Origin of the sequence: Streptomyces sp. NPDC126497, assembly GCF_040302425.1 — a bacterium.
Lineage (GTDB): Bacteria > Actinomycetota > Actinomycetes > Streptomycetales > Streptomycetaceae > Streptomyces.
This window is the reverse complement of sequence record NZ_JBEORT010000023.1, coordinates 24008-50876: the sequence shown is the minus strand read 5'-3', so window position 1 is coordinate 50876 and position 26869 is coordinate 24008. Positions and strand designations below refer to the sequence as shown.

General features: G+C 71.1%; 24 protein-coding genes, 1 tRNA gene and 3 pseudogenes. 18 read left to right on the top strand and 10 right to left on the bottom strand.

Annotated features, from left to right (window positions below; translation table 11 throughout):
* Nucleotides 1–236 precede the first annotated feature (236 nt).
* The 4 genes from ABTY20_RS13605 (at nt 237) to ABTY20_RS13590 (ending at nt 3817) form a co-directional block, all read left to right on the top strand.
* Nucleotides 237–899 carry a fascin domain-containing protein gene (locus ABTY20_RS13605; RefSeq protein ID WP_351997157.1) on the top strand — a complete coding sequence of 221 codons (663 nt, stop codon included), beginning with the start codon at nt 237–239 and terminating at the stop codon, nt 897–899.
* Nucleotides 900–1152: 253 nt separating this feature from the next.
* Nucleotides 1153–1590 (top strand): NfeD family protein, encoded by a 438-nt coding sequence (locus tag ABTY20_RS13600; RefSeq protein ID WP_351997156.1) that lies wholly within the window; start codon nt 1153–1155, stop codon nt 1588–1590.
* Between the two features lie 68 nt (nt 1591–1658).
* A complete protein-coding gene (locus ABTY20_RS13595) occupies nt 1659–2768 on the top strand; it encodes an SPFH domain-containing protein (protein ID WP_351997155.1) in 1110 nt (369 codons plus the stop codon).
* Nucleotides 2769–3007: 239 nt separating this feature from the next.
* The gene (locus tag ABTY20_RS13590) at nt 3008–3817 is read left to right on the top strand and encodes a formate/nitrite transporter family protein (protein WP_351997154.1); all 810 of its coding nucleotides are present in this window, start codon (nt 3008–3010) and stop codon (nt 3815–3817) included.
* Nucleotides 3818–4035: 218 nt separating this feature from the next.
* Here ABTY20_RS13590 and ABTY20_RS13585 read toward each other — a convergent pair whose 3' ends face one another.
* The gene (locus tag ABTY20_RS13585) at nt 4036–4923 is read right to left on the bottom strand and encodes a DUF3152 domain-containing protein (RefSeq protein ID WP_502991801.1); all 888 of its coding nucleotides are present in this window, start codon (nt 4921–4923) and stop codon (nt 4036–4038) included.
* 164 nt (nt 4924–5087) lie between these two features.
* Here ABTY20_RS13585 and ABTY20_RS13580 point away from each other — a divergent pair, with 164 nt between their 5' ends.
* The 8 genes and pseudogenes from ABTY20_RS13580 to ABTY20_RS35365 all read left to right on the top strand — a co-directional run.
* Nucleotides 5088–5774: a response regulator gene (locus ABTY20_RS13580; RefSeq protein ID WP_351997152.1), complete on the top strand. Its 687-nt coding sequence runs from the start codon at nt 5088–5090 to the stop codon at nt 5772–5774.
* Entirely contained in the window at nt 5771–7411 is a 1641-nt protein-coding gene (locus tag ABTY20_RS13575) for a sensor histidine kinase (RefSeq protein WP_351997151.1), read from the top strand. Before ABTY20_RS13580 ends, ABTY20_RS13575 begins: the two co-directional genes overlap by 4 nt.
* The gene (locus tag ABTY20_RS13570; RefSeq protein WP_351997150.1) at nt 7408–8034 is read left to right on the top strand and encodes a hypothetical protein; all 627 of its coding nucleotides are present in this window, start codon (nt 7408–7410) and stop codon (nt 8032–8034) included. Before ABTY20_RS13575 ends, ABTY20_RS13570 begins: the two co-directional genes overlap by 4 nt.
* A 255-nt stretch (nt 8035–8289) precedes the next feature.
* Entirely contained in the window at nt 8290–8556 is a 267-nt protein-coding gene (locus ABTY20_RS13565) for a ribbon-helix-helix domain-containing protein (protein ID WP_351997149.1), read from the top strand.
* Nucleotides 8553–8996 (top strand): PIN domain-containing protein, encoded by a 444-nt coding sequence (locus ABTY20_RS13560; RefSeq protein ID WP_351997148.1) that lies wholly within the window; start codon nt 8553–8555, stop codon nt 8994–8996. Before ABTY20_RS13565 ends, ABTY20_RS13560 begins: the two co-directional genes overlap by 4 nt.
* Nucleotides 8997–9340: 344 nt before the next feature.
* On the top strand, nt 9341–9562 hold the full coding sequence (locus tag ABTY20_RS13555; RefSeq protein ID WP_203591804.1) for a type II toxin-antitoxin system VapB family antitoxin: 222 nt from the start codon (nt 9341–9343) through the stop codon (nt 9560–9562).
* Nucleotides 9559–9969, top strand: coding sequence for a PIN domain-containing protein (locus ABTY20_RS13550; RefSeq protein ID WP_351997147.1), 411 nt, complete (start codon nt 9559–9561; stop codon nt 9967–9969). The genes ABTY20_RS13555 and ABTY20_RS13550 overlap by 4 nt, the downstream gene beginning before the upstream one ends.
* A gap of 232 nt (nt 9970–10201) precedes the next feature.
* Nucleotides 10202–10477: pseudogene (locus tag ABTY20_RS35365) on the top strand (IS256 family transposase); the annotation flags it as partial.
* A gap of 73 nt (nt 10478–10550) precedes the next feature.
* On the opposite strand, the pseudogene ABTY20_RS13545 reads toward ABTY20_RS35365, so the two are convergent.
* Nucleotides 10551–10697, bottom strand: a pseudogene (locus ABTY20_RS13545) (NUDIX hydrolase); the annotation flags it as partial.
* On the opposite strand from ABTY20_RS13545, the pseudogene ABTY20_RS13540 reads away from it, so the two are divergent.
* Nucleotides 10664–10957 (top strand): annotated as a pseudogene (locus ABTY20_RS13540) (tyrosine-type recombinase/integrase); the annotation flags it as partial. The pseudogenes ABTY20_RS13545 and ABTY20_RS13540 sit on opposite strands and share 34 nt — an antisense overlap.
* A gap of 405 nt (nt 10958–11362) precedes the next feature.
* Here the strand turns inward: ABTY20_RS13540 and ABTY20_RS13535 are convergent.
* Nucleotides 11363–11929 (bottom strand): Uma2 family endonuclease, encoded by a 567-nt coding sequence (locus ABTY20_RS13535; RefSeq protein ID WP_351997146.1) that lies wholly within the window; start codon nt 11927–11929, stop codon nt 11363–11365.
* 523 nt (nt 11930–12452) lie between these two features.
* Here ABTY20_RS13535 and ABTY20_RS13530 point away from each other — a divergent pair.
* Both ABTY20_RS13530 and ABTY20_RS13525 read left to right on the top strand, forming a co-directional pair.
* Nucleotides 12453–12824, top strand: a complete 372-nt coding sequence (locus ABTY20_RS13530; protein WP_351997145.1) for a hypothetical protein — start codon at nt 12453–12455, stop codon at nt 12822–12824.
* A 25-nt stretch (nt 12825–12849) separates the two neighbouring features.
* Nucleotides 12850–15198, top strand: coding sequence for a tetratricopeptide repeat protein (locus ABTY20_RS13525; RefSeq protein ID WP_351997144.1), 2349 nt, complete (start codon nt 12850–12852; stop codon nt 15196–15198).
* 119 nt (nt 15199–15317) lie between these two features.
* Here the strand turns inward: ABTY20_RS13525 and ABTY20_RS13520 are convergent.
* A tRNA-Gly gene (locus ABTY20_RS13520) sits at nt 15318–15391 on the bottom strand.
* Between the two features lie 494 nt (nt 15392–15885).
* Between ABTY20_RS13520 and dcd the strand changes: the two genes are divergently transcribed.
* From dcd to ABTY20_RS13505, 3 genes are all read left to right on the top strand, one after another.
* On the top strand, nt 15886–16461 hold the full coding sequence (gene dcd / locus ABTY20_RS13515; protein ID WP_030827650.1) for a dCTP deaminase: 576 nt from the start codon (nt 15886–15888) through the stop codon (nt 16459–16461).
* Complete coding sequence (locus tag ABTY20_RS13510; protein WP_351997143.1) at nt 16458–16967, top strand: phosphoribosyltransferase; 510 nt, start codon at nt 16458–16460, stop codon at nt 16965–16967. The genes dcd and ABTY20_RS13510 overlap by 4 nt, the downstream gene beginning before the upstream one ends.
* A 205-nt stretch (nt 16968–17172) precedes the next feature.
* Nucleotides 17173–17958 carry a calcium-binding protein gene (locus ABTY20_RS13505; protein ID WP_351997142.1) on the top strand — a complete coding sequence of 262 codons (786 nt, stop codon included), beginning with the start codon at nt 17173–17175 and terminating at the stop codon, nt 17956–17958.
* 99 nt (nt 17959–18057) lie between these two features.
* On the opposite strand, the gene ABTY20_RS13500 is transcribed toward ABTY20_RS13505, so the two are convergent.
* The 6 genes from ABTY20_RS13500 to ABTY20_RS13475 all read right to left on the bottom strand — a co-directional run bounded on the left by ABTY20_RS13500 (nt 18058) and on the right by ABTY20_RS13475 (nt 26636).
* Nucleotides 18058–19053: a Yip1 family protein gene (locus ABTY20_RS13500; protein WP_351997141.1), complete on the bottom strand. Its 996-nt coding sequence runs from the start codon at nt 19051–19053 to the stop codon at nt 18058–18060.
* 3 nt (nt 19054–19056) lie between these two features.
* On the bottom strand, nt 19057–19422 hold the full coding sequence (locus ABTY20_RS13495) for a hypothetical protein (RefSeq protein WP_351997140.1): 366 nt from the start codon (nt 19420–19422) through the stop codon (nt 19057–19059).
* A 105-nt stretch (nt 19423–19527) separates the two neighbouring features.
* Nucleotides 19528–20958 carry an FG-GAP and VCBS repeat-containing protein gene (locus tag ABTY20_RS13490; protein WP_351997139.1) on the bottom strand — a complete coding sequence of 477 codons (1431 nt, stop codon included), beginning with the start codon at nt 20956–20958 and terminating at the stop codon, nt 19528–19530.
* Nucleotides 20959–20996: 38 nt separating this feature from the next.
* Complete coding sequence (locus ABTY20_RS13485; protein WP_351997138.1) at nt 20997–22415, bottom strand: FG-GAP-like repeat-containing protein; 1419 nt, start codon at nt 22413–22415, stop codon at nt 20997–20999.
* Between the two features lie 279 nt (nt 22416–22694).
* Nucleotides 22695–24149, bottom strand: a complete 1455-nt coding sequence (locus ABTY20_RS13480) for an FG-GAP-like repeat-containing protein (RefSeq protein ID WP_351997137.1) — start codon at nt 24147–24149, stop codon at nt 22695–22697.
* Nucleotides 24150–24353: 204 nt separating this feature from the next.
* The gene (locus ABTY20_RS13475) at nt 24354–26636 is read right to left on the bottom strand and encodes a heterodisulfide reductase-related iron-sulfur binding cluster (protein ID WP_351997136.1); all 2283 of its coding nucleotides are present in this window, start codon (nt 26634–26636) and stop codon (nt 24354–24356) included.
* Between the last annotated feature and the right edge of the window lie 233 nt (nt 26637–26869).

Below are 26869 nucleotides of genomic sequence, written 5' to 3'. Positions count from 1 at the left end.
GAGGGGCGCGGCCGCTGCCGAAGTGCCCGGAGAGGGGCACCGACCGCAGCCGTTGGGGGGCGAGAGACGCGGGAGGGTCCCCTGCGCGTCGGGGAGACCACCCGGCGCACGGGAAAGCGGCTTGTGCCTTTCATGCCGTCGGTCTCCCGGGAAACGGCCGGAAACCCCTTGCGGGTCCACCGTCTCGCCGTGCCCAGAATCCGTTCCGTGAAGGGTGAGGAAAAGCCGTGAGACGCATGACCCCCGTTCTTCTGTCCCTCAGCGCCCTGCTGGCGGCCTCCGCCTGGACCGCGCCCGCGGCCGGAGCGGCCCCGCGGGCCGACCGGCCGGCGGCCGTCCCCAGCGGGTGGGAGAAGGTCGACGCCGCCGGGCTGGCGCACCTCACCCAGGAGACGGCCGCCCGGAAGGCGCCGCTCGCCGCCGCCGACGACGTCTCCGCACAGGCCGAGGAGCCCGAGCTGCTGGCCGTGCAGTCGCTCCGCAACGGCAAGTTCGTCGCCACGGAGAAGACGTACCCCGACCCCCACACCGGCGCGCTCCGGGCCCGTTCCGCCGCGTACAACGGCTCCTGGGAGGGCTTCGCCTTCGAGTGGGACGGCACCACCGGTACGTACGCGCTGAAGTCCCTGGCCAACGACCGCTACGTGGCGGTCGAGAAGAACTTCGCCGGCGACGCGCGGAACGAGCTGCGCGCCCGCTCCACGGGAGTGGGCGGCTGGGAGCGCTTCGTCCTCTACCACAACGAGGACCTGAACCGCTGGGCGCTCCAGTCCACGCTGAACGGCCTCTTCGTCTCCATGGAGAACAGCTACACCGGTTCGCTCCAGTACGTCCTGCGCGCCCGCTCCGAGTCGATCTCCGGCTGGGAGGAGTTCGACCTCTACGGTCTCGGCGCCTGACACCCGCGTCCGGCGCGGGGGCGGGTGGCCGGTCCCCGGGCACCCGCCCCACCCGCTCCGTCAGGCCTCCCGCACGCACCGTCACGCGACGCGCCGGAGTGGGGGCCGGACGACGGGGCTCCCGGCCGCCGGCGGGCACCGCCGTCGATCAGGGCGAGCCCTCCGAGGGACGAGAACCACGGCCACGGCGTCTGTCTGCCCGGCTTTCCCGGAGGTAACTTGAGGGAGAAGGCCTCTGAAGGAGGGCGATCCGATGCCGTGGTTCGTATGGCTGCTCGCCGCCGCGGTGCTGGGCGTCGCGGAGTTCTTCACCCTGACGTTGTTCCTCGGGCTGCTGGCGGGCGCCGCGTTGGTCGCCGCCGTGGTCGCCGGTGTCGGCGTCGGACTTCTCGGCCAGCTCGTGGCCCTCGGAGCGGCGGTGGCGGCGGGCCTCGTCCTCGTCCGTCCCGTCGCGCTGCGGCAGAGGGAACGGCGGCCCCTCGTCCGTGAGGGGAGCGACGCGCTGATCGGCAGGCGGGCCGAGGTCGTGCAGGAGGTCACCGCGACCCGCGGCCTGGTCAAACTCTCCGGCGAGGAGTGGTCCGCCCGCGCTCTCGACGAGAGCCTGGTGATCCCGGTGGGAGCGCTGGTGGACGTCATGGAGATCGAAGGCGCCACGGCCGTCGTTCACCCCCGCGCCCTCCTTCCGTGACGCACGGCCCCGTGAACCGGTGAACCCGTGAACCCGTGAACGGCTGAACGCACAGCAACGGAGGCACTGTGGATCCCGTTGTCATCCCCCTCCTCGTGGCGGTCCTCGTCGTCGTCTTCCTCGTGGCCTCCACCGTGCGGATCGTCCCGCAGGCGCGCCGCTACAACATCGAGCGGTTCGGCCGCTACCACCGGACGCTGCAACCCGGCCTGAACCTGGTCCTGCCGGTGGCGGACCGCATCAACACCAAACTCGACGTGCGCGAGCAGGTCTACTCGTCCGACCCCAGGCCGGTGATCACCGAGGACAACCTCGTGGTGAACATCGACACCGTGCTCTACTACCAGATCACCGACCCGCGGGCGGCGGCCTACGAGGTCGCCGACTACCTCCAGGCGATCGACCAGCTCACCGTGACCACGCTGCGGAACGTCATCGGCAGCATGGACCTGGAGGAGACGCTCACCTCGCGCGAGGAGATCAACTCCCGGCTCCGCGCCGTCCTCGACGACGCCACCGGGAAGTGGGGCATCCGGGTCAACCGCGTCGAGATCAAGGCCATCGATCCACCGCACACCATCAAGGAGGCGATGGAGAAGCAGATGCGGGCCGAGCGTGACAAGCGCGCGGCCATCCTGCACGCCGAAGGGGAGCGGCAGGCCAAGATCCTCACCGCGGAGGGCACGAAGCAGAAGGACATCCTGGAGGCCCAGGGCACGCAGCAGGCCATGATCCTGCGGGCGGACGGCGAGGCCAAGGCGGTGGAACTCGTCTTCCAGGCCGTCCACCGCAACAACGCCGACGCGAAGGTCCTGGCCTACAAGTACCTGGAGACGCTCCCGCACCTGGCCGGCAGCGACAACAACACGTTCTGGGTGATCCCGGGGGAGCTGACCGAGGCGATCAGGACCGTCACCCGTGCGTTCGGCGACCAGTCGACGACGGGCCCCACCGGAGCCGCGTCCCCCGGGGAGGCGGCCGCCGTCGGCGACGACGACACGTCGGACGCCGACCGGATCCCGCAGCTCGGCGCGGGATCGACGCTCCCCCTCGACGCCGCCGCGGCCGCCGGCGAGGCCGAGAGGCAGGCCGCCGCCGCGGTGAGCGACGCCAAGGCGGAGGCCGAGGCCGCGAAGTCGCCCCAGGTGCCGCACCGGGGACGGACGTCCGGCGACTGAGCCCACCGCGACCGCCCCGCACGCCCCGCACGCCTCACGCGCCGGCCACGGGGCCGGGTCCGGGGCGCTCGCCCGCGACCGGGCCGGGGGCGGGGCGGGGTCGGGAGTGTGCCGCACGGGGGACGGGACGGCGTGGGTGACGGAATCCGGGAACGGCCTCGCCGAGGATGCATCCGGAACGCTTCCGCGACGGAACCGACGAGACGCTTCCGCGGCGACGCGGGGCGGGAGGAACCACCATGCAGTCGGACGACCGGATCATGCGGGGCCCCGGGGAACGACGGATCGCCGAGGCCGCGGAACGGATCGTGGCCGAGGGCCGGCCGCGACTGCACCGCACCTGGGCGTCGCTGGTGGCCACCTCGCTGCTCGGCGGCATCGACGTGGGCGTCGGCATCATGGCGTTGCTGTTCGTGCGGCACGAGACCGGCAGTGAACCGCTGGCCGGACTGGCCTTCTCCGTGGGGCTCATCGCCCTGCTGCTCGGCCACAGCGAGCTGTTCACGGAGGGCTTCCTGGTGCCCGTCACCACCGTGTTCGCCGGCGCGGCCACCTGGCTCGACCTGGCGCGGATGTGGGTGACGGTCCTGGTGATGAACCTGATCGGCGGATGGGTGTTCACCTGGCTCGTCGTGCAGGCCTTCCCCGACCTGCACCGCACCGCGGCCACGGCGGGCGCGCACTTCGTCGACGGGGGGTACACGCTGGGCACCTTCTGCCTGGCCGTGCTGGGCGGCGCCGTCATCACGCTCATGACCCGCATGCACCACGGCACCGACTCCATGACCGGGAAGATCACCGCATCGGTCGTCGCCGCGTTCGTCCTGGCCGGACTCGGGCTGTGGCACTCGGTACTGGACTCCCTGATCGCGTTCGCCGGCCTGCACGCCGGCGGGACGGCGTACGGCTACGCGGACTGGCTGGTGTGGCTGGCCTGGGCGGTGCTGGGCAACGTCGTCGGCGGCCTCCTCCTGACGACGGCACTGCGCCTGGTGCGCAGCGCCCCGGTGCTGGGCGACGACGGGCCACCGGCCGGAGCCGACTCCTGAAGACCCCGGACGGACGCGGGACCCCGGATCACCCCGGGAGGCGGCGATCGCCGCCCTTGCGGCCGGTCCCGGAACAGTGCGCGGGATCGGGTCATGTACTTCCGGCCGACCGAGGGAGGAGAACCCTGCGGGCGCGGGAGAAGACGGAGTCCACAGGGGCGCCGGCGGTCCACGGCCCCGGGGCCGGTGCATGACCGAGCTGTGGCGGCAGGCGCCGGTCACACGGGCGGCCCGGTGACGAGGTCACCGTTCTCGTCGTAGGGCCAGGCGTTGGCGACGCAGCCGTGCAGGCCCTTGATCTGCTGCATCATCACGGGGGCCAGGCGACCGGCGCCCCCGCAGGTCATGTGCGAGTGACCGAGGAAGTGCCCCATCTCGTGGTTGATGATCAGCGCCCGGTAGTCGTGGATCGGCCCGTCGAAGGTCGGCGAGCCCTTGACCCAGCGCTTGAGGTTCACCACCACCCCTCCGGGAACCTCGCAGTTGTACTCGCCTCCGGTGTCCTGCTGGATGCCCGCCCAGCACAGGGCGTCCGCCGTCGCGGGTGTCGCGATCCTGATCGTGATGTCGTGCGGCGATCCCGCGCCCACCAGCTGGAACGCGTTGTCCGGGTCGTGGGTCCAGCCCCGCGGGGCGGCGAGTATGTCGGCGATCTCGTTCGCCGCCCGGGACGGCGAGACGTCGAGGCCGGTCTCGACCTCCACGACGTAGCGCACCGGGCGGGAGCCGCTGCCCACCTTCTCCCCACCGGCCTGCGCGGTGACGAACGTCCCGCTGCCCGTCGGGGGGACGTCGATCTCGGTCCGGCTGGCGGAGGGGGAGGGGGAGCGGGAAGGGGAGGCGGACGGCGTGGGGGTGGGTGCGGGGGTGACGTGCGTGCCCCCCGGGTGGGGCGCACCGCTCGACGCGTCGCTCCGCCCGCCTCCCAGGACATAGGCCGCCGAGCCCAGCAGGCCGACGCCCACCAGCAGGACGATCAGCAGGTTCCGGCCCCGGCGGCGCGGCCGTCCCCGGCGACGGGAGGACCGGCGCCGGCGACCGGCGCGGTGACCGGCCGCGGCGCTGCCGGTGGGGGGTGCGGATGGTCGCTGTCGTGCCACATGCATGGAAGGTCAATCTGGTGATCCCAGATGATCGCGACGAGCCGGTGACATCACGGGAAGGTAACGGAGCCCTGTGTTCCCCGGCCCGTGTGATCGTTGTGTAACGGCGGTCGGAGAGCGTCCTTCCTCGGGACGGACGCCTCGTCCGGTCTGCTTACACTGCCGCAATGCCACGGGTCCTGATCGTCGAAGACGACCACGATGTCCGCAGGGCCGTCCAACTGGGTCTGCGGCATCAGGGTCATGAGGTCCGCGCCGTGGAAACGGGTGAGGAAGGGCTGGAACAGCTCCGTCCGTTCCGGCCGGACGTCGTCGTGCTCGATCTCATGCTGCCCGGCATGTCCGGCCTGGACGTGTGCCGCCGGATCAGGGACCGCGACCAGGTGCCGATCATCATGGTGACGGCCCGGGGCGACGACATCGACGTGGTCGTGGGACTGGAGACCGGCGCGGACGACTACGTGGTGAAGCCCGTGCAGGCCCGGGTGCTCGACGCACGCATACGGGCCGTGCTGCGCAGGCAGGACGCGTCGCTGCCGGACGGTACCCGCCCCCGGGTGGAGACGCACGGCGAGCTGGTCGTCGACCGCGCCGGGCTCGTGGTGACGCACCGCGGCGAACCCGTCACCCTCGCCCCCTCCGAACTGCGGCTGCTGCTGACCCTGTCGGCCTCGCCCGGCCAGGTGTTCAGCCGCCAGCAGCTGCTGGAAGCGGTCTGGGAACACAGCTACCACGGCGACATACGGCTCGTGGACGCCTGCGTGAAGCGACTGCGCAACAAGCTCGGTGAAGGCAGGAATCCCCGTTACGTGCAGACCGTACGCGGCTTCGGTTACCGCTTCGGCACCTCATGAGCGACCGGACGTCCGCGCGGACACGGAGGACCGCCGGGGCACGGAGGACCGTCCCCGAGGCCTCCACGGCCGACGAGGCCCCCGCCCCCTCCGCCGCCGCCGTACCGGGTGCCGGCCGCCCCCGGCGGTTCCTCCGGGCGGCCCTGGCGCGCGTCCCGCTCCCCCTGCGCGGCCTGCGCCCCCGCCTGCTGGCCTCCTTCGTGCTGGTGGCCATGGCCAGCTCCCTGGGCACCGGCGCCCTCGCCTTCCGCGAGGCGCGTACGGGAGTGCTCCAGCAGAGCCAGGACTCCGTCATCAACCGGTTCCGTACGAGCGTCGACGCCGTCGCGCCCTCCATCCCCCCCGCCCCGGACCGGTCGGACCTCCAGTTCGCGGTGAACCAGGTGCTGTACGCGAACCGGTCGTCGGACTGGCGGGTCATGGCCGTGTACGGCGGCCACCGCGCCTACGCGCCGAGCGCCGGCTTCACCGAGCCGAGCCGCGAAATGCTCCGGTCCGTCCGGGACCGACGTGCCGCGGTGTTCCAGCGGATGAACGTCGACGGGCGTCCCCGCCTCGTCGTCGGCATGCCCGTCACGTACACCTCGGGCGAGGGCACGGAGCCCAGGCTCTCCGGGCTCGTGATGTACCTGGAGGTCCCGCAGACCGCCGAGGAGGGGTACGTCGAGGCCATGGTCAGCGGCATCGAGCGGGCCACCCTGGTGGCCCTGTGCCTCGCCGTCGTCCTGGCGCTGCTCGCCGCGAGCGGCGTACTGCGTCCCGTGCGGGCGCTGCGCCGGGCGACGCGCCGGATGGCCGCCGGGCACCTCGACGTCCGGCTGGACGTCACCGGCTCCGACGAACTGGCCGACCTCTCCCAGTCCTTCAACGAGACGGCGGCCGAACTGGAGCGGACCGTGCGGGAGCTGCGTCGCCTGGAGGCCCAGGGGCGCCGCTTCGTGGCGGACGTCTCCCACGAACTGCGCACGCCGCTGGCGGCGATGTCGGCGGTCACCGACGTGCTGGACCTGGAGGGGGAGGGGGAGGGGGAGGGGGAGACCGGTGAAGCGCTGCGGCTCATCAGCGAGGGGACGAACCGGCTGAGCGGACTGGTGGACGACCTGATGGAGATCTCCCGCTTCGACGCGGGGGTGGCCGAACTCAACCGGGACGAGATCGACCTGGTCGAGTCCGTGCGGCGCACCGTCGCCTCCCGGTGGCGGCAGGAGCAGGTGGAGACCCGGCTGCCCGGACCGGGTGAGCTCCGCGCGCGCGTCGATCCGCGCAGACTCGACGTGGTGACGGCCAACCTGATCGGCAACGCGCTGCGGCACGGGGCGCCGCCCGTGCGGCTGACCATGGGGGTACGGGTGGACGGGGCGGGCATGGAGTGGGCCGTCATCGAGGTGACCGACAACGGACCGGGGATCGCCGAGGAGGCCATGCCGCACATCTTCGAGCGGTTCTACAAGGCGAGCACCTCACGGGCCAGGAGCGAGAGCAGCGGGCTGGGTCTGGCCATCACGGCGGAGAACGTGCGCCTGCACGGGGGGCGCATCCGGGCGGCGAACCTGCCCCGGGGCGGCGCGGTGTTCACGGTCGAACTCCCGCTGCACCGCGACGACACCGACACCGAGGCCGACGGGGGCACCCGGTGAGGGGCTCGCGGACGGCAGCGCTGCTGTCCGGGCTCACGGCCGTGGCCGCGGTCGCGCTCACGGCGTGCGGAGTCCCCCCGTCCGGTGTCATCGAGGCCGGTGCGCCGGCGAGCGGCATGGTCTCCCACAGTGCGACGCCACCCCCGACGCCCACCACCATCTCCCTCTTCTTCCTGCGCGACGGGGAGTTGGTGCCCCATCCCCACCGGATCGACGACGCCGGGAACCTCGAGGCCGTCGTACGCCTGCTGTTCGAGGCGTCGGCCGCGAACGTGGCCCCGGCGGCCACCACGGAGCTGCCCCGCCTGACGGACGCGCCGCTGGTGGCGATCGACGGCGGCATCCTCTTCGTCGAACTCCCCGGTGAGACGGCTCCGCTGAGCCGCCGGGCCATGCTCCAGCTGACGTGCACGGTGAACCACGCGGCTTCGTCGGTCCCCACCGCCGTCCCCCGCGCCGACGCGGAAGCCGACGGCGACACCGCGCGCCGTTCCGCCACGCCCAGCGGCCTCCATGTGTTCGGGGACGGATGGACGATGACGCAGTCGGACCACGCGTGCCCCGTCGAGCCCCGGCCACGGGCGCAACCGGAAGCACCGACCTCGCAGGAGCCCTCCGGCTGACCACCGGCCCCCGCCCAGGCCGGGGAGGACCGCAGCGCCTCGGCGGTGGACCCCGTGATCGCCGCCACCGCGGCTCACCACGGCTTGGCCGTTCTCCCCACCGGTGGGCATGCATCGAGACCTCCGGGCCGTACTCGGGGTGCCGGGCGAGCTCCGGCCAGTCGTAGACGTACGGTTCTGCGATCGCGGCAGCCGATGAGCCGAAGAACGAGGCAGCTACGTGTGTCAATCCGGTACATGGACTACTCTTGGTACATGTCCATGAAGCGCACGAACGTCTACGCCGACCCCGAGGACCTGGCGATCATCAAGGAGGCCGCGAAGCGCCGGGGGATCAGCGAGGCCGAGATCATCCGTCAGGGCATCCACCTCGCCGCCATGGCGAACAGGGTCTGGGACGAGCCGCTGTTCTCGCGCACCTTCGAGGGGACGGGGCGCACGCCCTCCAAGGCGGAGATCCGTGACGCGGTCGCCGACGCCGTCCACCGGGAGACCGACCCGGATTCCGGAACCGCCGCGTGATCATTGTCATCGCCGACACGTCCGGCCTCCTGGCGGCCCTGGACTCGTCTCACCCGGGACACCGGGCGGCGAACGAGGCGATCATGGCGGCCGGCCTCCTGGTCATGTCCCCCTTGCTGCTGGCCGAGCTGGATCACGTTGCCACGCGCGAGCTCGGCAGGGCGGCCGCCCACAGCGCGGTCGACGACCTCCGGCGCTGGATGAGCCGGGGGCGTGTCGTCATGCCGGAGATCACGGAGGACCACCTGGGCGCCGCCCAGTCCCTCCGTGTCCGCTACCGTGCGCTCGACCTCGACCTCGCCGACGCGGTCAACGTGGCGCTCGCCGCCGACTACGACACGGACGCGATCCTCACCCTCGACCGACGTGACTTCCGGGCCGTACGCCCCTTGGGCCATCACAAGGCGTTCCGGGTACTCCCCGACGACCTCCCGCTCTGACACGACGAGAGCCGACCTCGCGCTCTCAGCTTGGGAAGCGACGGCGCCTGCGTGGCTGTATAGCTGATGACCTGCGCAGATTCATATGGTGGCTGCAGGCGGGAGTGCTTGGTGACATCGCTGTCGACCGTGGTTGTCCGCCTTTACGGGCACGCTCTGGGCACGAACGCGCCCGGTGGCCGGGTCGCGTGGAGCGCGACGCCCGCACCGACCGGAACGAGGAGTCCTCGGGCTGACCTGGAGGGTACGTCGCCACTGTGTGCACCCGGAGCGACGCGTGGACCGGCGAATGTTGGTGACGTATTCTCCTATGTACATCACCAACATTGCCTGGGAGGTGCCGTATGTCCGTGACCCAGATCGACATCGATGACGACGCCCTGGAGCGCGCCATGGCTCTGGCCCGAGTCCGGACCAAGAAGGAGGCGGTCAACCTCGCTCTGAATTTCTACGCCGAGCAGCAGGAGCGTGCGGCGCGCATCAGCCGTCACTTCGAGCGCGCGCGTGAGTGGGGTGCCGTCGAGGACGCCGAGCGTCTGCACAGGGCGGAGAAGCACAGCCGGTGATCTACCTGCTCGACACGTCCGGCCTGGTCCGGCTGCTCCGCGATCCGAAACTGCAATCGGCCTGGTACGACGCGATCGATGCCGGGGCCATCGCATCCTGCTACGTGCAACGCACCGAGTTCCTGTACAACGCCCGGAACCGCCGCGAGTACGACGAGATCGCGGAAATGTTTTCCGACCTCTGTCCCGATGTGGCGGTGCCGAAAAACGCAGGGCGTTGGATCAGCGCGGTGCAGCACCGTATGGCTCAGGCCGGGGAGCACCGCAGTGCCTCGGCGGTGGACCTCGTCATCGCAGCCACTGCCGCCCACCACGGTCTGACCGTCCTCCACGACGATGCCGACTACAGCACTGTCGCCCGGCACGCGTCCGACCTGACCGAGCACAACATCCACGACGTCGTCTGACGTGCCTTCGTCGCCTGACGGGTGGTGTTCCGGGTGGCGAGGGGCTGTCGTAGGGACGGGTGAATCCGCTGGTCAGCCCAGGTTCGGCAGGGGTGCGAGCCGTTCGGGGGCGGCGGTGGAGCGGCTGGTGAAGGGCCAGTGCCGGGCCAGGCGGAGGATCCGCCGGCGGCGTGACCCAGCAGGACGCCGACGGTGGTACGCCGGCCGCTGACTCCGGTGATCAGCGCTCCGGCTCGCCGCGGCCAGTCCTGACCCGCCGCGTGCGATGGTCAGGACGCTCGCCGAGGCGCTGATGTCCGCTGAGGCCGACGTCTTCCGCAACGCCGGACACGACAGGTCGGCGACGTCTGGCCGGGTCGAACGCGCTGACTGACGCCGTCGCCGCACCGAGCAGGCCCTGATCCCGGACGTGCCCAGCGCACGTCTTCCCGGCGTCCTCACCCGCCGGGTCGAGAAGCTCGCCGAGCCCCTCGGCATCCCCCGGCTCCCGAAACCTCGGAACAGCGCGCGAGGAACCACCTGAGACTCCTGTTGAGCCCCATGACCGTTCGCTCCAAGCAGGCAGTCCGGTCGCAGGAACGTCAAGGACCCGCTCGGCCGTTGCCGTCCAAGGCGGCCAAGAGCCCGACCGCGTAGACCTCGGCCATGCGCTCGCCGACCTCGTCGGGTGTGAGCCAGGAGGCGGCTGTCGACTCGCTCGATGTGTGCTCGGTGCCACCAGCGGGCTCGCGAGACAGCCGGTCTCCCGGACGGATTCCGGTTCCACGACCTCCGCCACACCGTGCCTACCCGCTCGGGCGTCACCCTCCGGGACACGATGGTGCGCGCCGGCCGCTCCTCCGAGAAGTCGGCGTTGATCCACCAGCACTCCGGCGAGGACCGGCAGCGGGAGGTCGCCGCCGGACTGGACGACCTCATACGTGCCGAGCGTGCGAAACGCCACGCCGGTGATCGTGCGCGCCACAGGGAGGAGCCTTCGGTGGGTTAACAGTGCGGCGCCCGCTCACCGGTCCGGACAGCAAAGAACCCCCGGGTCACTGACCTGGGGGTTTCACATGGAGCGGGTGACGAGAATCGAACTCGCGCTCTCAGCTTGGGAAGCGACGGCGCTCGAGTGGTCGCCCTCGCGCTGGCCTGCGGATACACGCTCAACGATGAGGGCGTGCTTCTTCGGTACATGCTCCTGTTGACCATAGTGGTCCGTTCTGAAGGGCACGCGGTGGGCACGGCACGGTGAAGCCGTCCGACCGGAGGTGCGGCGGCGTCCGCGTGGGTTCTACGCCTCCGGGCTCTGCTCGCCCGAGGGAGCCTCGGTTGCTTTCGCACATCCGTAGGAGTCTGCCAGGCGCGCCACTGCAGGCTGAGCAGCCCCTCTGGCTGCCCTGCGACCGGTTCAGACCTGGCCGAGGTCGATCTCCGCTGCGAAGGGGGCGGTGATCTTCAGGGTGCCGGCGAACACGTCTCCTTCGCGGTACGTCCTCGTCGCGGGATCGAGCAGGTACGTATACACCAGCGGTGTGCCCGTCGCGGCCTGCTCGATCCGCCAGTAGAAGCCGATCCCGGCCTTGGCGTACTGGTCCACCTTCACGATCCGGTCGGTGGTCTCCGAGCCGGGCGACACCACCTCGGCCACCAGCAGTACGTGCTCGGGCCGGGTGGGTGTGATGTCGATCGTGTCAGCGCGGTAGACGATGACGTCGGGGCGGCGGTTGGTGAGCGGGACGTCCTGTAGCCGGACGTCGAAGTCCGTGTCGGCGTTCCAGTCGGGGCCCGCGGCGGCGTCCAGGGCGTTCGCCAGGAGTCGGGCCAGCCGGTTGTGCCGCTTGGAGGCGCTAGGGCTCACGACGACCATTCCGTCCACGATCTCGATGCCGGCGCACTGCTCCTCGGACCACGACTCGTACTCCTCCGCCGTGATCTGCTCGTGCATCCACGCCGGGGCCACCATCTCGGCAGTCATGACACGCCTCCCGGACACTGTGCGGCGGGCTCGATCCCGCTGCGCTCAGCGTACTGACTCCCGCGTGCCGGGGCGGCACGGAGACCTTGGTCGCCTCGATGCTTTCCCTTGCCGAGTGGAGGCGGCGTGTTGTGCTCATGAGCATCGGGCTTGACCCACCACGCTGCCGCTCCGGCGCCGGCCTGCGATTCGTTCAACGGCTCTGCCACCACACCAGGCCGCACCCGACAAGAGCAGAGCCCGCACTCGTGGCGACGCCGCGTACGGCGGCGAACAGGGCGGCACGCCCCAGACGACGAGCGGTTCGCTGTCGCTTTCGTTCCGTGAGCTTGTTCATCGGGTTCTCCTCCGGTCATCTCGTCGCTGCTGCGAGCCGGCGGTCCGAGTTTCGTGCGGTGATGTGGAAGAGACCCGGCCGGGCGGGAGGACCGGGCGTTTCTCGTTCTACGCTGCTGGCCGACGAGGTGCCCGCTGCACCCGCTGCGGGCGGTCCCGGGCGCGGCGGCCAGGAGGGGGAGCGCGGGTGACAACACGGTCTCGGGAGGCGCGACTGCTCTACGAGCAGCTGCGTGCATTGGAACAACAGGCGCGGGAGGCCCGCCGCCGAGCCGGCTGCCGGTACTCACGGCGAGAGGTGATCCAGGCACTCGCCAAGCCCCCATACGGGAGGAGAGTCGGCGACCAGCGGATCAGCGACTGGGTACCGACAAGGGACAAGGAACCGAAGGTCCCGAGCGACAGGAGCAGCGACGACGTTCTGGCGCTGGTGCGGCTGTGGAGTTCCTGGGCGGGTGAAAGTGTCAACGAGCGTCATTGGCGCAACCTGCTGGAGCAGGCGCAGCCGGTGCGGGTCCTGCGCACGGTGCCGGACCGGCCCCGGGCAGCCGGTCCGTGAGTTCACCGATCCGTTCACGCTGGAAGTGCACGAGGCCATCGACGGCGATGGCGCGTCGGGGTTGCCGTTGCTTCCCCTCTACGTCGAACGGCAGCACGACCGGTGGCTGGCCGACGCGGTGAACGACCTCGTCGCGCGGGCGGCCGGGCAGCCGGCCGGCGTACTCGCCGTCCTCGTCGGTGAATCATCGACCGGCAAGACGAGGGCGTGCTGGGAGGCGCTCAACCTGCTCCCTCCGGACTGGCGGCTCGTGCTTCCTCTGGTACCGAGCCCTGCCGAAGCACTGATCGCTGCATTGGCCGAGATCACTCCCCGCACCGTCCTGTGGCTCGACGAGATCCACCGCTTCCTGAGCGGCGACCGGGGCGAGCAGGCAGCTGCCCACCTGCGAGAAGTACTCAACGACCCGCGGCGGGGACCGCTGCTCGTCCTGGGCACGACCTGGCCCGACCTGTGGGCGGATCTGGTGAAGCCGTGCAAAGACGGCGACCGCGGAGATACGCACGCACAGGCCCGTGCCCTCCTCACCGGGAAGCACTACCGGGTACCGGACACCTTCGAGGAAACGGACGTGCCCGAGCTGAGGCGCCTCGCCGCTGCGGACCTCAGGCTCAAGGAAGCGCTGGAACAGGGGGAGCCAGGGCGGATCACGCAGTACCTCGCGGGCGGTCGAGCACTCATCGACCGGTATGAGACCGCCACGGCTCTTCAGAGGGCCCTGATCGAGTCGGCCATGGATGCCCGCCGTCTCGGGCACGACACGCTCCTCCCGCGCATCCTCCTGGAAGCGTCGATCAGCCACTACCTCTCCGCCGACCAGTACGACTTGGTGGCGGACGGTGACATCGAGCATGCACTCGCAGAACTCAGCGAGCCGGCGCGTGGAATCCGGGGCCCTCTCACGCCCGCCACCTTCCGTGAACCGGGCGGGCCTCGTGTCCTCACCGACGACATCAGACTCGCGGACTACCTGGACCAGCACGGCAGGAAGGAAAGGCGCACCAAGGCACCGCCGGCGGGGCTGTGGGACGCACTGGTGGACCACGCCGCGCGGGACTCCCTCACCGCATTGGCCGAGGCGGCCAGGGACAGGGGGTACCTGCGGATCGCTCTGCGGCTGCTCGAGGCAGGGGCGGAAGCGGGGGTGCCGGGCGCTGCCGGGGCAGCTACTCAGTTCTTGGAGGAAGAGGGAAGACCAGACGAGGCACTGCTGTGGTGTCTGCCTCTCGCGGAAGCCGGGGACACCACGGCCATGGAGCAGGTGGCCGGTCTCATGGAGGCGACCCGTCCGGACGAAGCAGTCGCCTGGTACAAGAGAGCCGCCGAAGCGGGACGAAGCCATGGCCGGCTCTACGCCGGCATGCTTCTGCGCAGGGCTGGAGAGCTCCTGGAGGCAGAGGCCTGCCTCAGACGCGCGGCCGATGCCGGCGTGCACGGCGGACGTGGAGAGCTGGCTCACCTGCTGGAGCAGGCGGGGCGGATGGAGGAAGCACTCGTCCACCTTCAGCAAGAGGCCGAGGCAAGTGGTGGGTACGCAGTGGTGGAGACGGCCGCCTTGATGCGGGAGCGCGGTGACAGCGGCCTCACCGTCCTGGCGTGGCTGCTGTCCCGTGCAGCGGAAGAAGGCAGAAAGGACAGTGGCGGTATCCCTTGGGCAGGGCACGCGTTGATCCGGCACCTGGCCATGGACGCCCTCCTTCGAAGCCGATTGTGGAGCCTTGTCGATGAGGAGGATCAGGACGACGCGGTGCGGCGCGAGTTGACCGCACTGCTGGGTTTCGCGGAGGAGCTCGCCAAGGGCGACCGCCGAGAGAAGGGCACGAACACGCCAGAGGCGCTCAGGCAGCAGGGCCGCCTGGCGGAAGCACTCATGCTGTACCGGAAAGAGGTCGACGCCGGTCGACGGGACGCGGTGGTGCATGTCGCCGCCCTGCATGAGCAACTGGGGAGACCTTCAGAGGCCCTCGCCTGGTACCAGCGTGCGGCGGAAGGAGGGGATCCGGAGGTCTTCCCGCAGATCGCTCGCCTGATGACGGCAGCCGAGGGGCCGGACGAGACCTTCGACTGGCTGAAGTCGTGCGCGGACCGTCACGGCGAGAAGGACTACCCGGACCAGCGGTCCGCCGTGGCCGAGCTGCTCCGCATCGCGGGTCGCACGGACGAGGCGCTCGCCTGGCTCCGCCGCGCCTCGCGGACCGGTGACCCGTACGTCTGGCGTCAGTACGCTGAACTGTTGGAGGCGGCCGGTCGCATGGAGGACGCTCAGTGCATGCGGCGGTACGGCTGGGAGCCCTACGGTGAGATCTCGAAACCATGGAGTGCGGCCCCGTCGGCAGTTCAGCGGCTGGGCCACGTCCGAACAGCCGGAGACTGATGCGGAGCATGCCGACGGGCTCGAACACCGGCGGGAGCCGGCCGTCAGATGCGGCCCTGTGGGGGCCACGGCACTGCACACATTGAGAAGGCCCAGGTCGATGACCTGGGCCTTCTTCGTGGAGCGGGTGACGAGAATCGAACTCGCGCTCTCAGCTTGGGAAGCTGATGTTCTACCATTAAACTACACCCGCGTGATCCAGGGCCCCGCAGGCGAGCGGCGTCCGGACGCCCGTCACTCTACCTCATGTCAGGCCCCCGGTGTTCGAGCCCGGGGGCCTGATGTCGTTTCAGGGGATGGATGCGGCTGCGGGGGGCAGAAGTTGGGGCGTACGGTGAAGGGGCGGGGTGCCGCCTGGAGGGTCGTTCCTTTGATCCCGTAATGTGGCTTTTGCCGTCAGGGCAGTCAGCCAGACGGGGCTCTTGGGGAAGGGACTCTTGGACTTGATGGAGCGCACTGTCGTCCGCTGTGCCGATGGGCACGTGTTCACCGCCGCCTCGTTCCCGATGCGGCAGGCCGAGCGACTCGGTCCCGGCCGGCTTCTGCGGTGTCCGGGCTGTGCGCGGCTCCGCAGCGTTGTGCCGGTGGTGCTCGAGAAGCGGTAGCAGCGCGGTAGCAGGGGTAACAGCGGTGGCGCGCGGGGTGGCCGATTGCGGCCGGTCCGCGCGCCTTGCGTATTCTCGGGGCGTGCTTCTCTCAGACAAGGACATCCGGGCCGAGATCGACGCCGGACGGGTGCGTATCGATCCCTACGACGACGCCATGGTGCAGCCGTCCAGCATCGACGTACGCCTCGACCGCTACTTCCGGGTGTTCGAGAATCACCGGTACCCCCACATCGACCCCTCCGTCGAGCAGGCGGACCTGACCCGGCTCGTGGAGCCGGAGGGGGACGAACCGTTCATCCTGCACCCCGGTGAGTTCGTGCTGGCCAGCACGTACGAGGTCATCACGCTGCCGGACGACCTCGCCTCGCGGCTGGAGGGGAAGAGCTCGCTCGGGCGGCTCGGGCTGGTCACCCACTCCACCGCCGGGTTCATCGACCCCGGCTTCTCCGGGCACGTGACCCTCGAGCTCAGCAACCTCGCGACGCTCCCGATCAAGCTGTGGCCCGGGATGAAGATCGGGCAGCTGTGCATGTTCCGGCTCAGTTCGCCGGCCGAGCACCCGTACGGCAGCGAGCGGTACGGATCGCGGTACCAGGGACAGCGGGGGCCGACGGCCTCGCGGTCCTACCTCAACTTCCACCGGACGCAGGTGTGAGCGACATGCGCGAGAACCTCAGCTACGAGCAGTTCGGCGTCGCCGTCCGTGAGCTCGCCCAGACGATCGCCGACGACGGGTACCAGCCCGACGTGGTGCTGAGCATCGCCCGCGGCGGTGTCTTCGTGGCCGGCGGGCTCGCCTACGCCCTCGACTGCAAGAACATCCACCTGGTCAACGTCGAGTTCTACACCGGGGTCGGGACCACGCTCGAGATGCCGGTCATGCTCGCGCCGGTGCCCAACGCCATCGACTTCACCGACAAGAAGGTGCTGATCGCGGACGACGTCGCCGACACCGGCAAGACGCTCAAGCTCGTGCGCGACTTCTGCCTCGACGCCGTCGCCGAGGTGCGCAGCGCCGTGATCTACGAGAAGTCGCAGTCGCTGGTGAAGTGCGAGTACGTCTGGAAGCGCACCGACGAGTGGATCAACTTCCCGTGGAGCGTTCAGCCGCCGGTGCACGGGGCGGGGAAGGCGGCCAGGCCGAACAGGGAAGCCCTCTGAGGAACGGCCCTCCGGCCAGGACGGCCCTCCGGCCAGGACGGGTCCGGGGCGGGGGCGCCGCCGGTCCCCGCGGAGCCGGGTGGAGGCGGGCGCCCGTCCGTGGCGGAACCTCCGTGGCGACACCGTCGGCATAACACCGTGGTGAATCGTTGGCCAACGCCGTAGGGTCTTGGTGATCAACTGAGGACTCTGTGGGGGGATATCCATGCGCACACCCATGCGTCTTGCCCTGCTCGGCACCGGCGTCGCCCTGGCCGTCACCACGACCGGCGCCACCGCGGCCCAGGCGGAGGACGGCGGCTCGGGCGACATCACGATCGACAAGGTCGTCGTCAACGGGGGCAAGCCGGTCGTGGTCGGCACCACCGAGCCGGTGTCCTTCAAGGTCGCGGTGACCGCGTCGGACGACTCGGGGATCGCCCGGGCCACGTACATCCACGCCGTCGGGCCGAAGCCGAACTACGCGCAGATCTGGTACGACGACGGCGACATCACGTGCGTCGAGGCGAGCGCGACCACGTCGACCTGCACGGGCACGCTGACGTTCGACCCGCAGGCGGCGACCGGCTTCGTCGACAACAAGGCGGCGGCCACCTGGAAGCTCGGGACGCTGGTCTCCGCCAACGACTACGACTACATCCACCGGGACGCGGCCACCACCTTCAAGGTGCAGCGCCACTCGAAGCTGACGGTCAACGCCTCGCCGGAGCCGGTGACGAAGGGCAAGACCATCACGGTCACCGGCAAGCTCACCCGGGCCAACTGGGAGGACAACAAGTACCGCGGGTACACCGACCAGCCGGTGAAGCTGCAGTTCCGCAAGAAGGACAGCACCACCTACACCACGGTCAAGACGATCAGGACCAACTCGACGGGCAACCTGTCGACCACGGTCAAGGCGTCCACCGACGGCTACTTCCGCTACTCCTTCGAGGGCACCTCGACCACCCCGGCCGTCAAGGCCGCCGGTGACTTCGTGGACGTGCGCTGAGGCCGTCCCGGAGCGGGGCGGCACGGCGACGTGACGACACGGAAGGAGGGGGCTCCCGGACCTGTCCGGGAGCCCCCTCCTTCCGTATGAGGCGCGGGGTCAGAACGTGCCCAGCTTCACGATCGACAGCAGGGCGACCAGCTGGATCGCCGAGGCACCCAGGGCCTTCGGCCAGGGGAGGTCGTGGGAGCGGCCGACCATGACCGTGAGCAGGGCGCCGGCCGCCACCCAGGTGACCCAGCCGAGGATCTGGACGAAGGCGGCGTCGCCGCCGGCGAACATGGCGACGACCAGGCGGGGCGCGTCCGTGAGGGACATGATCAGCATGGAGAGGCCGACCGTGGGCTGCCAGGCGCCGTTGCCGCCGAGCTGGCGGGCCAGGGTGTGGGTGACCACGCCGAGGATGAAGGCACTGATCACCATCGCGACGGCCGTCGTCAGGACGATCGGGACGGCGTTCGACAGCGTGGCGTTGATCGCGTCCTCGCGCGCGGTGTCGAAGCCGAAGACGGCGAGCAGGCCGTAGAGGAAGGTGACGATGAGGGCGGGGCCCCACATCGTGTAGTCGCGCATCCGCAGGAAGGTCCGGTCGGGGGAGAGGACGATGCCCTTGAGCAGGTCCTTCCAGGGCAGCCGGGGACCTGTCGGGCCGGCGGGCGGGGCCGCGTCGGCCTGGTGGTAGGGCTCCTCGTTGATCGAGAAGGCCTGGGTGTGGCCCGGGTTGTTGGCCGCGTACGGGTCGTGCGGGCCGCCCTGGGCGCCGTGCGGGTACGCGCCGTCGCCGAAGTACTCGGGCTCCCCGTGGCCGCCGTGACCCCCGTGGCCGCCGTGCGCGTGCGGCCAGGGGCCGGCGCCGCCACCGCCGTACGACGGCTGCTGCGGGTACGGCTGCGGCGCCTGCGGGTAGCCGTACGACGGCCCCTGCGGCGTCTGCTGTCCGTGCGGGGGGTGTTGCGGTCGCGCGTGAGGAGCGCCGTTGTTGTTCCGGCCGCGTCCGATCCTGAATCCAGCCACGTCCTCGAACGTACCTGGTCCCGGGCGGCCGCGCGCCGGGCTCCGGCTTCCGGGACCGGCTTTGCGGCCGAGCTGTGACATCCCCTAAGGGGCCGTCAGCCGGGTTGTCCGTCCTCCGGAGGACCGGGGCCGTGGCGGGCCGGACCCACGGAGGACGGGGGACCGGTGCCAGTCGGGGAAGCCGCCGCCGAACTCGGGCAGCCGGATGGCGCCGGTGGTCGTCGGGACCGTGCTCGTGCCGCGCGGCACGATGCCGTCGTTCACGCCGAGCGCCGGGTCCGCCCGGCCGTCGGCGGTCAGGTCACGCAGCCGCAGGGAGGCTCCGAAGGCGTCGCGCTCGTCGGCGGGGCCCAGGACCGTCTGGGCGATCCAGGAGGAGCGGGAACCGGTGAGGCCGCCCTTTCCGCCCCGGAAGAGGTGGACGTCGCCGGTGAAGTCGCCGGTGGCCACGTCACGGCCGAAGCGGCCGCCGACGCCGGACTTCGGGCCGAGGCCGGTGCCGCCGCCGGCCGGAGGGACCCGGCCGGCGGCGTGGCGGTGGGAGGGATGCGGCGGTCAGCCGCCGAGAGCCGTGCCGAAGCGCGGGCTGCCGGTGGTGGACACGCCCGTCGACCCCGGACCGAAGCTGGTCGCGCCCGTGGTCGTGAGGCCGCTCGCCGCGCCGCGCAGGAACCAGACCGAGCCGTCGCCGGAGTTCTCGCCCGTCCCGGACACGGACAGGTCGGCGCGGCCGTCGCCGGTGTGGTCGGTGAGGACGACGCGGGCGCCGAAGAGGTCGCCCTTCTCCGAACTGCCGGGCACGCCCGTGGTGTTCTGGGTGTAGGAGGTGGCGCCCCTGGTGGTGAGGCCCAGGGCCGAGCCGTACAGGACGGTGACGGCGCCGGCCCCGCTGTTCTCGCCGGCGGCGCCGACGACGAGGTCGGCGTACCCGTCGCCGTCGACGTCGCCCAGGGCGACGCCGCTGCCGAAGCGGTCGCCGGCCTCCGACGCGCCGGGGACGCCGGCGGTGTTCTGGGTGAGGACGACCTCGGGGCGGTCCCTGTCGCGGCCCTGGGGGCCGCCGTAGACGATCGTGACCTGGCCGCCGAGCACGCCCTGGAAGTCGGCGGAGGGCTCCCGGTCGTTGCCGACGGCGATGTCCCCGTAGCCGTCGCCGTCGATGTCGCCGACGGCGGAGACGTAGCCGGGGGGCAGGTAGGAGAACCAGTCGCCGGAGTGGGCGATGTTGCCGTTCCGCAGGTCGCTGAAGCTGCCGCCGCCGTTGCGGTGGCCGTGGGTGACGAGCACGTCGAAGCCCTCGCCGGTGACGTCGCCGGAGGAGAGGTACGGGACGCCCTGGGACTCGAGGTAGGCGCCCATCCCCTGGGCGGTGCCGCCGTGCCACGGGCCGGACCGGGTGATGGGGCCGGGGACGAGGGTGAGCATCGTCGAGCCGGTGGCGCCGACGGCGATGTCCGGGTGGCCGTCGGCGTCGAAGTCGCCCGCGGCGAGGGACAGGCCGTAGCGGTCGTGGCTGGAGTGGGCGAAGTTGTTCACCGTGCGGGCACCGGACAGACCGGAGGCGGACCCCCAGACGATGGTGGCGACGCCGTCGTTGGTGTCGTCGCTGGTGTCCTCGCCGGGGGTGCCGACGACCAGGTCGGCGTAGCCGTCGCGGTCGAGGTCGGCGGAGGCCACGGAGGTGCCGAACGCGTCGTCGGCCTCGGCGCTGCCGGGGATGCCGGCGGTGTTCTGGGTGAGGAGGGTCCTGGTCGAGGTCTTGGGGCCGCCGGTGCCGCTGTAGAGGACGGACACGGCGCCCGCCTTGGCCTTGCCGGCGACGGTGGCGCCGGGTGCGCCGATCGCCAGGTCGGCGCGGCCGTCCCCGTTGAAGTCGTACGGGGCGGCGGGCGTGGCGGCGGGCGCGGCGTGCGCGGTGGGCACGGTGAGGACGAACGGGGTCAGGGTGGCCGCGACGAGTGCGGTCGCGGCGGTGCGCAGGCGCATGGGGAACCTCGTGGTGCTGTGCGGAGGGCGCGGGGGTGTCACTGGGCGATGGCCCAGGCGAAGGTGGCGTTGCCCTTGAGGGCGACGTCGCGGGCGGAGACGAACGTGGCGCCGGAGGTGGTGGGGCCGGTGGAGGCGCCGCGCAGGACGGTGACGGCGCCGTAGCCGTTCTCGTAGCCGGTGCCGACGACGAGTTCGGCCTTGCCGTTCTTGTCGAGGTCGACCAGGCGGACCGTCTGGCCGAAGCCGTCGCCGGTCTCGTTGTTGCCGGGCACGCCCGAGGTGTTCTGCGAGTACTGCTTGGCGCCCTTGCCGGTCAGTCCGGAGGCCGAGCCGAACAGGACGGTCACCGTGCCGGTGTCCTTCTTGGTGTCCAGGTCCTCGCCGAAGGCGCCGACCGCGACGTCTGCGTAGCCGTCGCCGTTGACGTCGCCCGCGCTCAGCGCGGAGCCGAACAGGTCGCCGGTCTCGCCGCCGCCGGGGACGCCCGTCGTGTCCTGGTGGATCACGGTGGGCTTCTGCGCCGGGTCGGGGCCGGTGGGGCCGCCGTACCAGACGGTGATCTGGCCGCCCTTGTGGCCGCCGGGCTTGGCGGCGCGTGGGTCCTCGTGCTCGCCGAGGACCAGGTCGCCGTAGCCGTCGCCGTTGACGTCGCCGACGGTGCCCTGGGCGCCGTCGGCCGCGGGCAGGTCGGTCTCCGCGTACTTGGTGCCGGTCCAGCGGTGGTAGCTGATGTCACCGCCCGGGTCGCCGTCGACGAGGAAGGGGTAGACGCGTTCGGCCGCGCCGTCGCGGTTCAGGTCGCCCGCGATCACCTCGTACGTGGAGCCGAGGGGGAGGCTGGTGTGGCCCGCCGGGGTGCCGGTGCGGGTGAAGGGGCCCCGGTACAGGCGGGTGCGGTCCTGGCCGGTGGCGGTCACGTCCGCGTCGCCGTCGTCGTCGAAGTCGCCGACCGCCACGCCGGAGCCGTAACCGCCCCACTCGGCGAGGTTCGAGGGCTGGGGCAGGACGGCGCCGCCGGACAGGCCGGACTTGCCGCCCCACAGGACGGTGACCGAGCCGACGCCGTCGCGGTCGCCGATGGCCTCGTACTGGGCGCCCACGACGAGGTCGGAGTAGCCGTCGCCGTCGAGGTCGCCGGCGGCGAGGCTGTGGCCGAAGCGGTCGTCCTCCTCGGCGGCGCCGGGGACGCCGGTGGAGTTCTGGGTGACGACCGTCCTGCGGGACGCCGAGATCCCGGAGGACGAGCCGTACAGCACGACGACGGCGCCGGCGTTCGGGACGGAGCCGACGTCGGCGCCGAACGCGCCGACCGCGAGGTCGCGGTAGCCGTCGCCGTTGAAGTCGCCGGCCAGGCCGGAGGGGGCGGCGGCGGCCGACGGCGCGGACAGGGCGAGCAGGCCGCCGGTGAGGGCGAGGGCGGTGGCCAGGGCGAGGCGCGCGGGGCGCTGGTGCATGCGGGGTTCTCCTGCGGGTGCCGGACGCGGTCGGCGTGCCGGAAGGATGCGAGGGATTCGGGGGTGGCGTGCAGAGGGTGACGTGCAAGGGGTGACGTGCGCGCGGGTCGGGGACCACCGGTGCGCACGCACCACGGTTCATGATCGGAAACGGTAGGGGGCGGGTGCGCGCGGCGCGAGGATTTTTCGTGCGCCGTGCGCCGTGCGCCGTGCCCGTGGGCCGGAGCCGTCCGCTGTGGACGGCCCCGGCCCACGGGGCGCTCGCGCGGCTGCGGGTGGTCAGCCGTTGACGTGGAAGCCGAACATCGGGTGGCCCGCCGACGACAGGCCGGCGGTGCCGAGGCCGATGCCGCGGCCGGTGGTGTTGATCCTCAGGCCGTCGGAGTCGAAGGTGACGGCGTAGCCGTTGGAGTCGTTCTCCCACGGCAGGCCGACGGTCAGGTCGGCCTTTCCGTCGCCGGTGACGTCGGAGAGGAGCACCTCGCCGCCGAAGCCGTCGCCCTCCTCGTTGCCGCCGGGGACGCCCGGGGTGTCCTGGTGCAGGGACTGGGAGCCGGTCTCCAGGAGGCCGCCGGGGCCGCCGTAGAGCACGGAGACCATGCCGGCGTCCTCGACGCCGTCCAGGTCCTCGCCCGGCGCGCCGACGACGAGGTCGTCGTGGCCGTCGCCGTTGATGTCGCCCAGGGAGACCTCGTGACCGAAGTTGTCGCCGTTCTCGTTGCTGCCGGGCACGCCGGCGCTGTTCTGGTTGACGCGCTCGATGGCGTCGGGCCCGTACGACGTGCCGTAGACGACGTCCACCGACCCGCCCTTGGCGGTGCCCGGGGTCTCCGTGCCGGGGTCCCACGCGTTGCCGATGACGATGTCGCCGTAGCCGTCGCCGTTCACGTCGCCGATGTCGGAGATGACGCCGGCGGGGAGCTTCCGGGCGCCCGAGGCGGTGGCTCCGGAGGAGGAGCCGGGCAGCCAGTAGTTGGCGTTGTACGAGTAGTCGCTCTGGCTGTCGCCCTCGAAGCCGTCGACGACCAGGTCGGTGCGGCCGTCGGCGTCGGTGTCGCCGGGGGTGAGGTTGAAGATGTCGATGCCCGGGACCTTCAGGATGGGCGGGGTGACGGTGTAGCGGCCGCCGGTGGAGCCGGACTTGGTGAATCCGCCGCGGTAGATGTCGACCTTGTTGATGTCCGAGGCGATCGCGAGGTCGGCCTTGCCGTCGCCGTCGTAGTCGCCGGCGGCGACCACCTGGCCGAACCAGTCGTGGACGGAGCGGGTGGGGTCGGACACGGTGGTGCCGCCGGAGAGGCCGCCGGAGCCGCCCCACAGGATGACGACGGTGCCGCCGTCGGCGTCGGTGCCCGCGTCCTCGCCCGGGGCGCCCACGGCGAGGTCGGCGTAGCCGTCGCCGTTGAAGTCGCCGGGCGCGGTGTGGGCGCCGAACTGGTCGTCCTTCTCGGCGGCGCCGGGGACGCCCGCGCTGTCCTGGGTGAGGGTCTGGATCCTGCCCGCGCCGGCGCCCTGGGGGGAACCGTAGAGGATCGTCACCGCGCCGGCGCTGCCCTTGCCGCTCACGGAGGCGAGGGGGGCGGTGACGGCGACGTCCCGGTAGCCGTCGCCGTTGAAGTCGCCGTCGACGCCCGAGGGGGCGGCGGACGCGGGGCCGGCCATGGCGACCAGCAGGCCGCCGGTGAGCGCGGCCGCGGTGGCGGTCGCCAGGGCGGTGCGGAGGTTCTTGTGCAAGGAGGTCTCCTGCGGGGTGCGGGACGGTCGCCGGGCACGGCCGTTCACGGATGCTGGTGCGGTGTGGCACCCGTGTTCGCCCCGAGTTGTCCTGTGGTTCACGGATGGCCGCCGACCAGGAGACCTTCGAGTGGGCCGGAGGGTTGTACGTGAACATGGCGAAGGGGCCGCCCTGGTGGGCGGCCCCTTCGGTGGTGCGTCGCGTTACTTGACGGGTTCGGGTTCGGGGGCGGTCTCGCTGGTCGCGTCGCCGGTGGGGTCGGCCGGGGTCTTGACGGAGTCCAGCAGCAGCTGGGCGACGTCGACGACCTGGACGGTTTCCTTGGCCTTGCCCTCGTTCTTCTTGCCGTTGACCGAGTCGGTCAGCATGACCAGGCAGAACGGGCAGGCGGTGGAGACGATGTCGGGGTTCAGGGAGAGGGCCTCGTCGACGCGCTCGTTGTTGATGCGCTTGCCGATCCGCTCCTCCATCCACATCCGGGCGCCGCCCGCGCCGCAGCAGAAGCCGCGTTCCTTGTGGCGGTGCATCTCCTCGTTGCGCAGGCCCGGGACCTTGCCGATGATCTCGCGCGGGGGCGTGTAGATCTTGTTGTGGCGGCCCAGGTAGCACGGGTCGTGGTAGGTGATGATGCCCTCGACCGGGGTGACCGGGATCAGCCTGCCCTCGTCGACCAGGTGCTGCAGCAGCTGGGTGTGGTGGATGACCTCGTAGTCGCCGCCGAGCTGCGGGTACTCGTTGCCCAGGGTGTTGAGGCAGTGCGGGCAGGTGGCGACGATCTTCTTCGCCGACCTGGGCTTCGCCGACTCGGGCACGACCTTGCCCTCGTCGTCCGTCTCCTCGCCGAAGGCCATGTTCAGCGCGGCGACGTTCTCCATGCCGAGTTCCTGGAACAGCGGCTCGTTGCCCAGGCGGCGGGCGGAGTCGCCGGTGCACTTCTCGTCGCCGCCCATGATGGCGAACTTCACGCCCGCGATGTGCAGCAGCTCCGCGAAGGCCTTGGTGGTCTTCTTGGCGCGGTCCTCCAGGGCGCCGGCGCAGCCGACCCAGTACAGGTACTCGACCTCGGAGAGGTCCTCGAGGTCCTTGCCGACGACCGGGACCTCGAAGTCGACCTCCTTGGTCCACTCCAGGCGCTGCTTCTTCGCCAGGCCCCAGGGGTTGCCCTTCTTCTCCAGGTTCTTGAGCATCGTGCCCGCCTCGGAGGGGAACGCGGACTCGATCATCACCTGGTAGCGGCGCATGTCGACGATGTGGTCGACGTGCTCGATGTCCACCGGGCACTGCTCGACGCAGGCGCCGCAGGTGGTGCAGGACCACAGCACGTCCGGGTCGATGACGCCGTTGTCCTCGGCGGTGCCGATCAGCGGGCGCTCGGCCTCCGCGAGCGCGGCGGCCGGCACACCGGCCAGCTGCTCCGCGGACGCCTTCTCCTCGCCCTCCATGGTCTTGCCGCCGCCGGCCAGCAGGTAGGGGGCCTTGGCGTGCGCGTGGTCGCGCAGCGACATGATCAGCAGCTTCGGGGACAGCGGCTTGCCGGTGTTCCAGGCCGGGCACTGCGACTGGCAGCGGCCGCACTCGGTGCAGGTGGAGAAGTCCAGCAGGCCCTTCCAGGAGAACTGCTCGACCTGGGAGACGCCGAAGACGTCGTCGTCACCGGGATCGGTGAAGTCGATCGGCCTGCCGCCGGAGGTCATCGGCTGCAGCGCGCCCAGCGCGACCCCGCCGTCCGCCTCCCGCTTGAACCAGATGTTCGGGAAGGCCAGGAACCGGTGCCAGGCCACACCCATGTTGGTGTTGAGCGAGACCACGATCATCCAGACGAACGAGGTCCCGATCTTGATCATGGCGACCAGGTAGACCAGGTTCTGCAGCGTGGCGACCGACAGGCCCTTGAAGGCCAGGACCAGCGGGTACGAGGCGAAGTAGGCGGCCTCGTAGTGGTCCACGTGGTGCAGCGCGCCCTCCAGGCCGCGCAGCACGTAGATGGCCAGGCCGATGGTGAGGATGACGTACTCGACGAAGTACGCCTGGCCCGCCTTGGAGCCGGCGAAGCGGGACTTGCGGCCCGGGCGCGACGGCAGGCTCAGCAGGCGGATGACGATGAGCACGGCGATGCCGAGCACGGTCATCACGCCGATGAACTCGATGTAGAGCTCGAACGGCAGGAAGCCGCCGATGACCGGGAGCACCCAGTCGGCCTGGAAGAGCTGGCCGAACGCCTGGGCGAGGGTCGGCGGCAGCGTCAGGAAGCCGATCGCGACGAACCAGTGGGCGATGCCGACGACGCCCCACCGGTTCATGCGGGTGTGGCCGAGGAACTCCCGCACCAGGGTCACACTGCGCTGGTAGGGGTTGTCGGTCCGGGCGCCGGCCGGGACCGGCTGGCCCAGCTTGAAGTACCGGACGAACTGGCCGATCGCGCGTGCGAGCAGCGCAACGCCGACCACGGTCAGGACCAGCGACACGATGATCGCGGCGAGTTGCATGAGGGCTCCTCGGGCCTGCGAGGGGTTTGAGGGGATGTGCGGAACGTCGACGGGGTCTCCGGTAAGGCTGCCCCGACATTACTAAGCGGTAACTTATGTAGTCCGTTCGAGACTACCCCCATCCCCGGCCGCACTGTAGCCGGGCGCGGGGTGATCTGAATCGCTCAGGGTCGCCTACGGAGGCGTCCCGGGGTGTCCCGAAGGGCGTCCGGGATCCCCTCGTGTTATTCGCG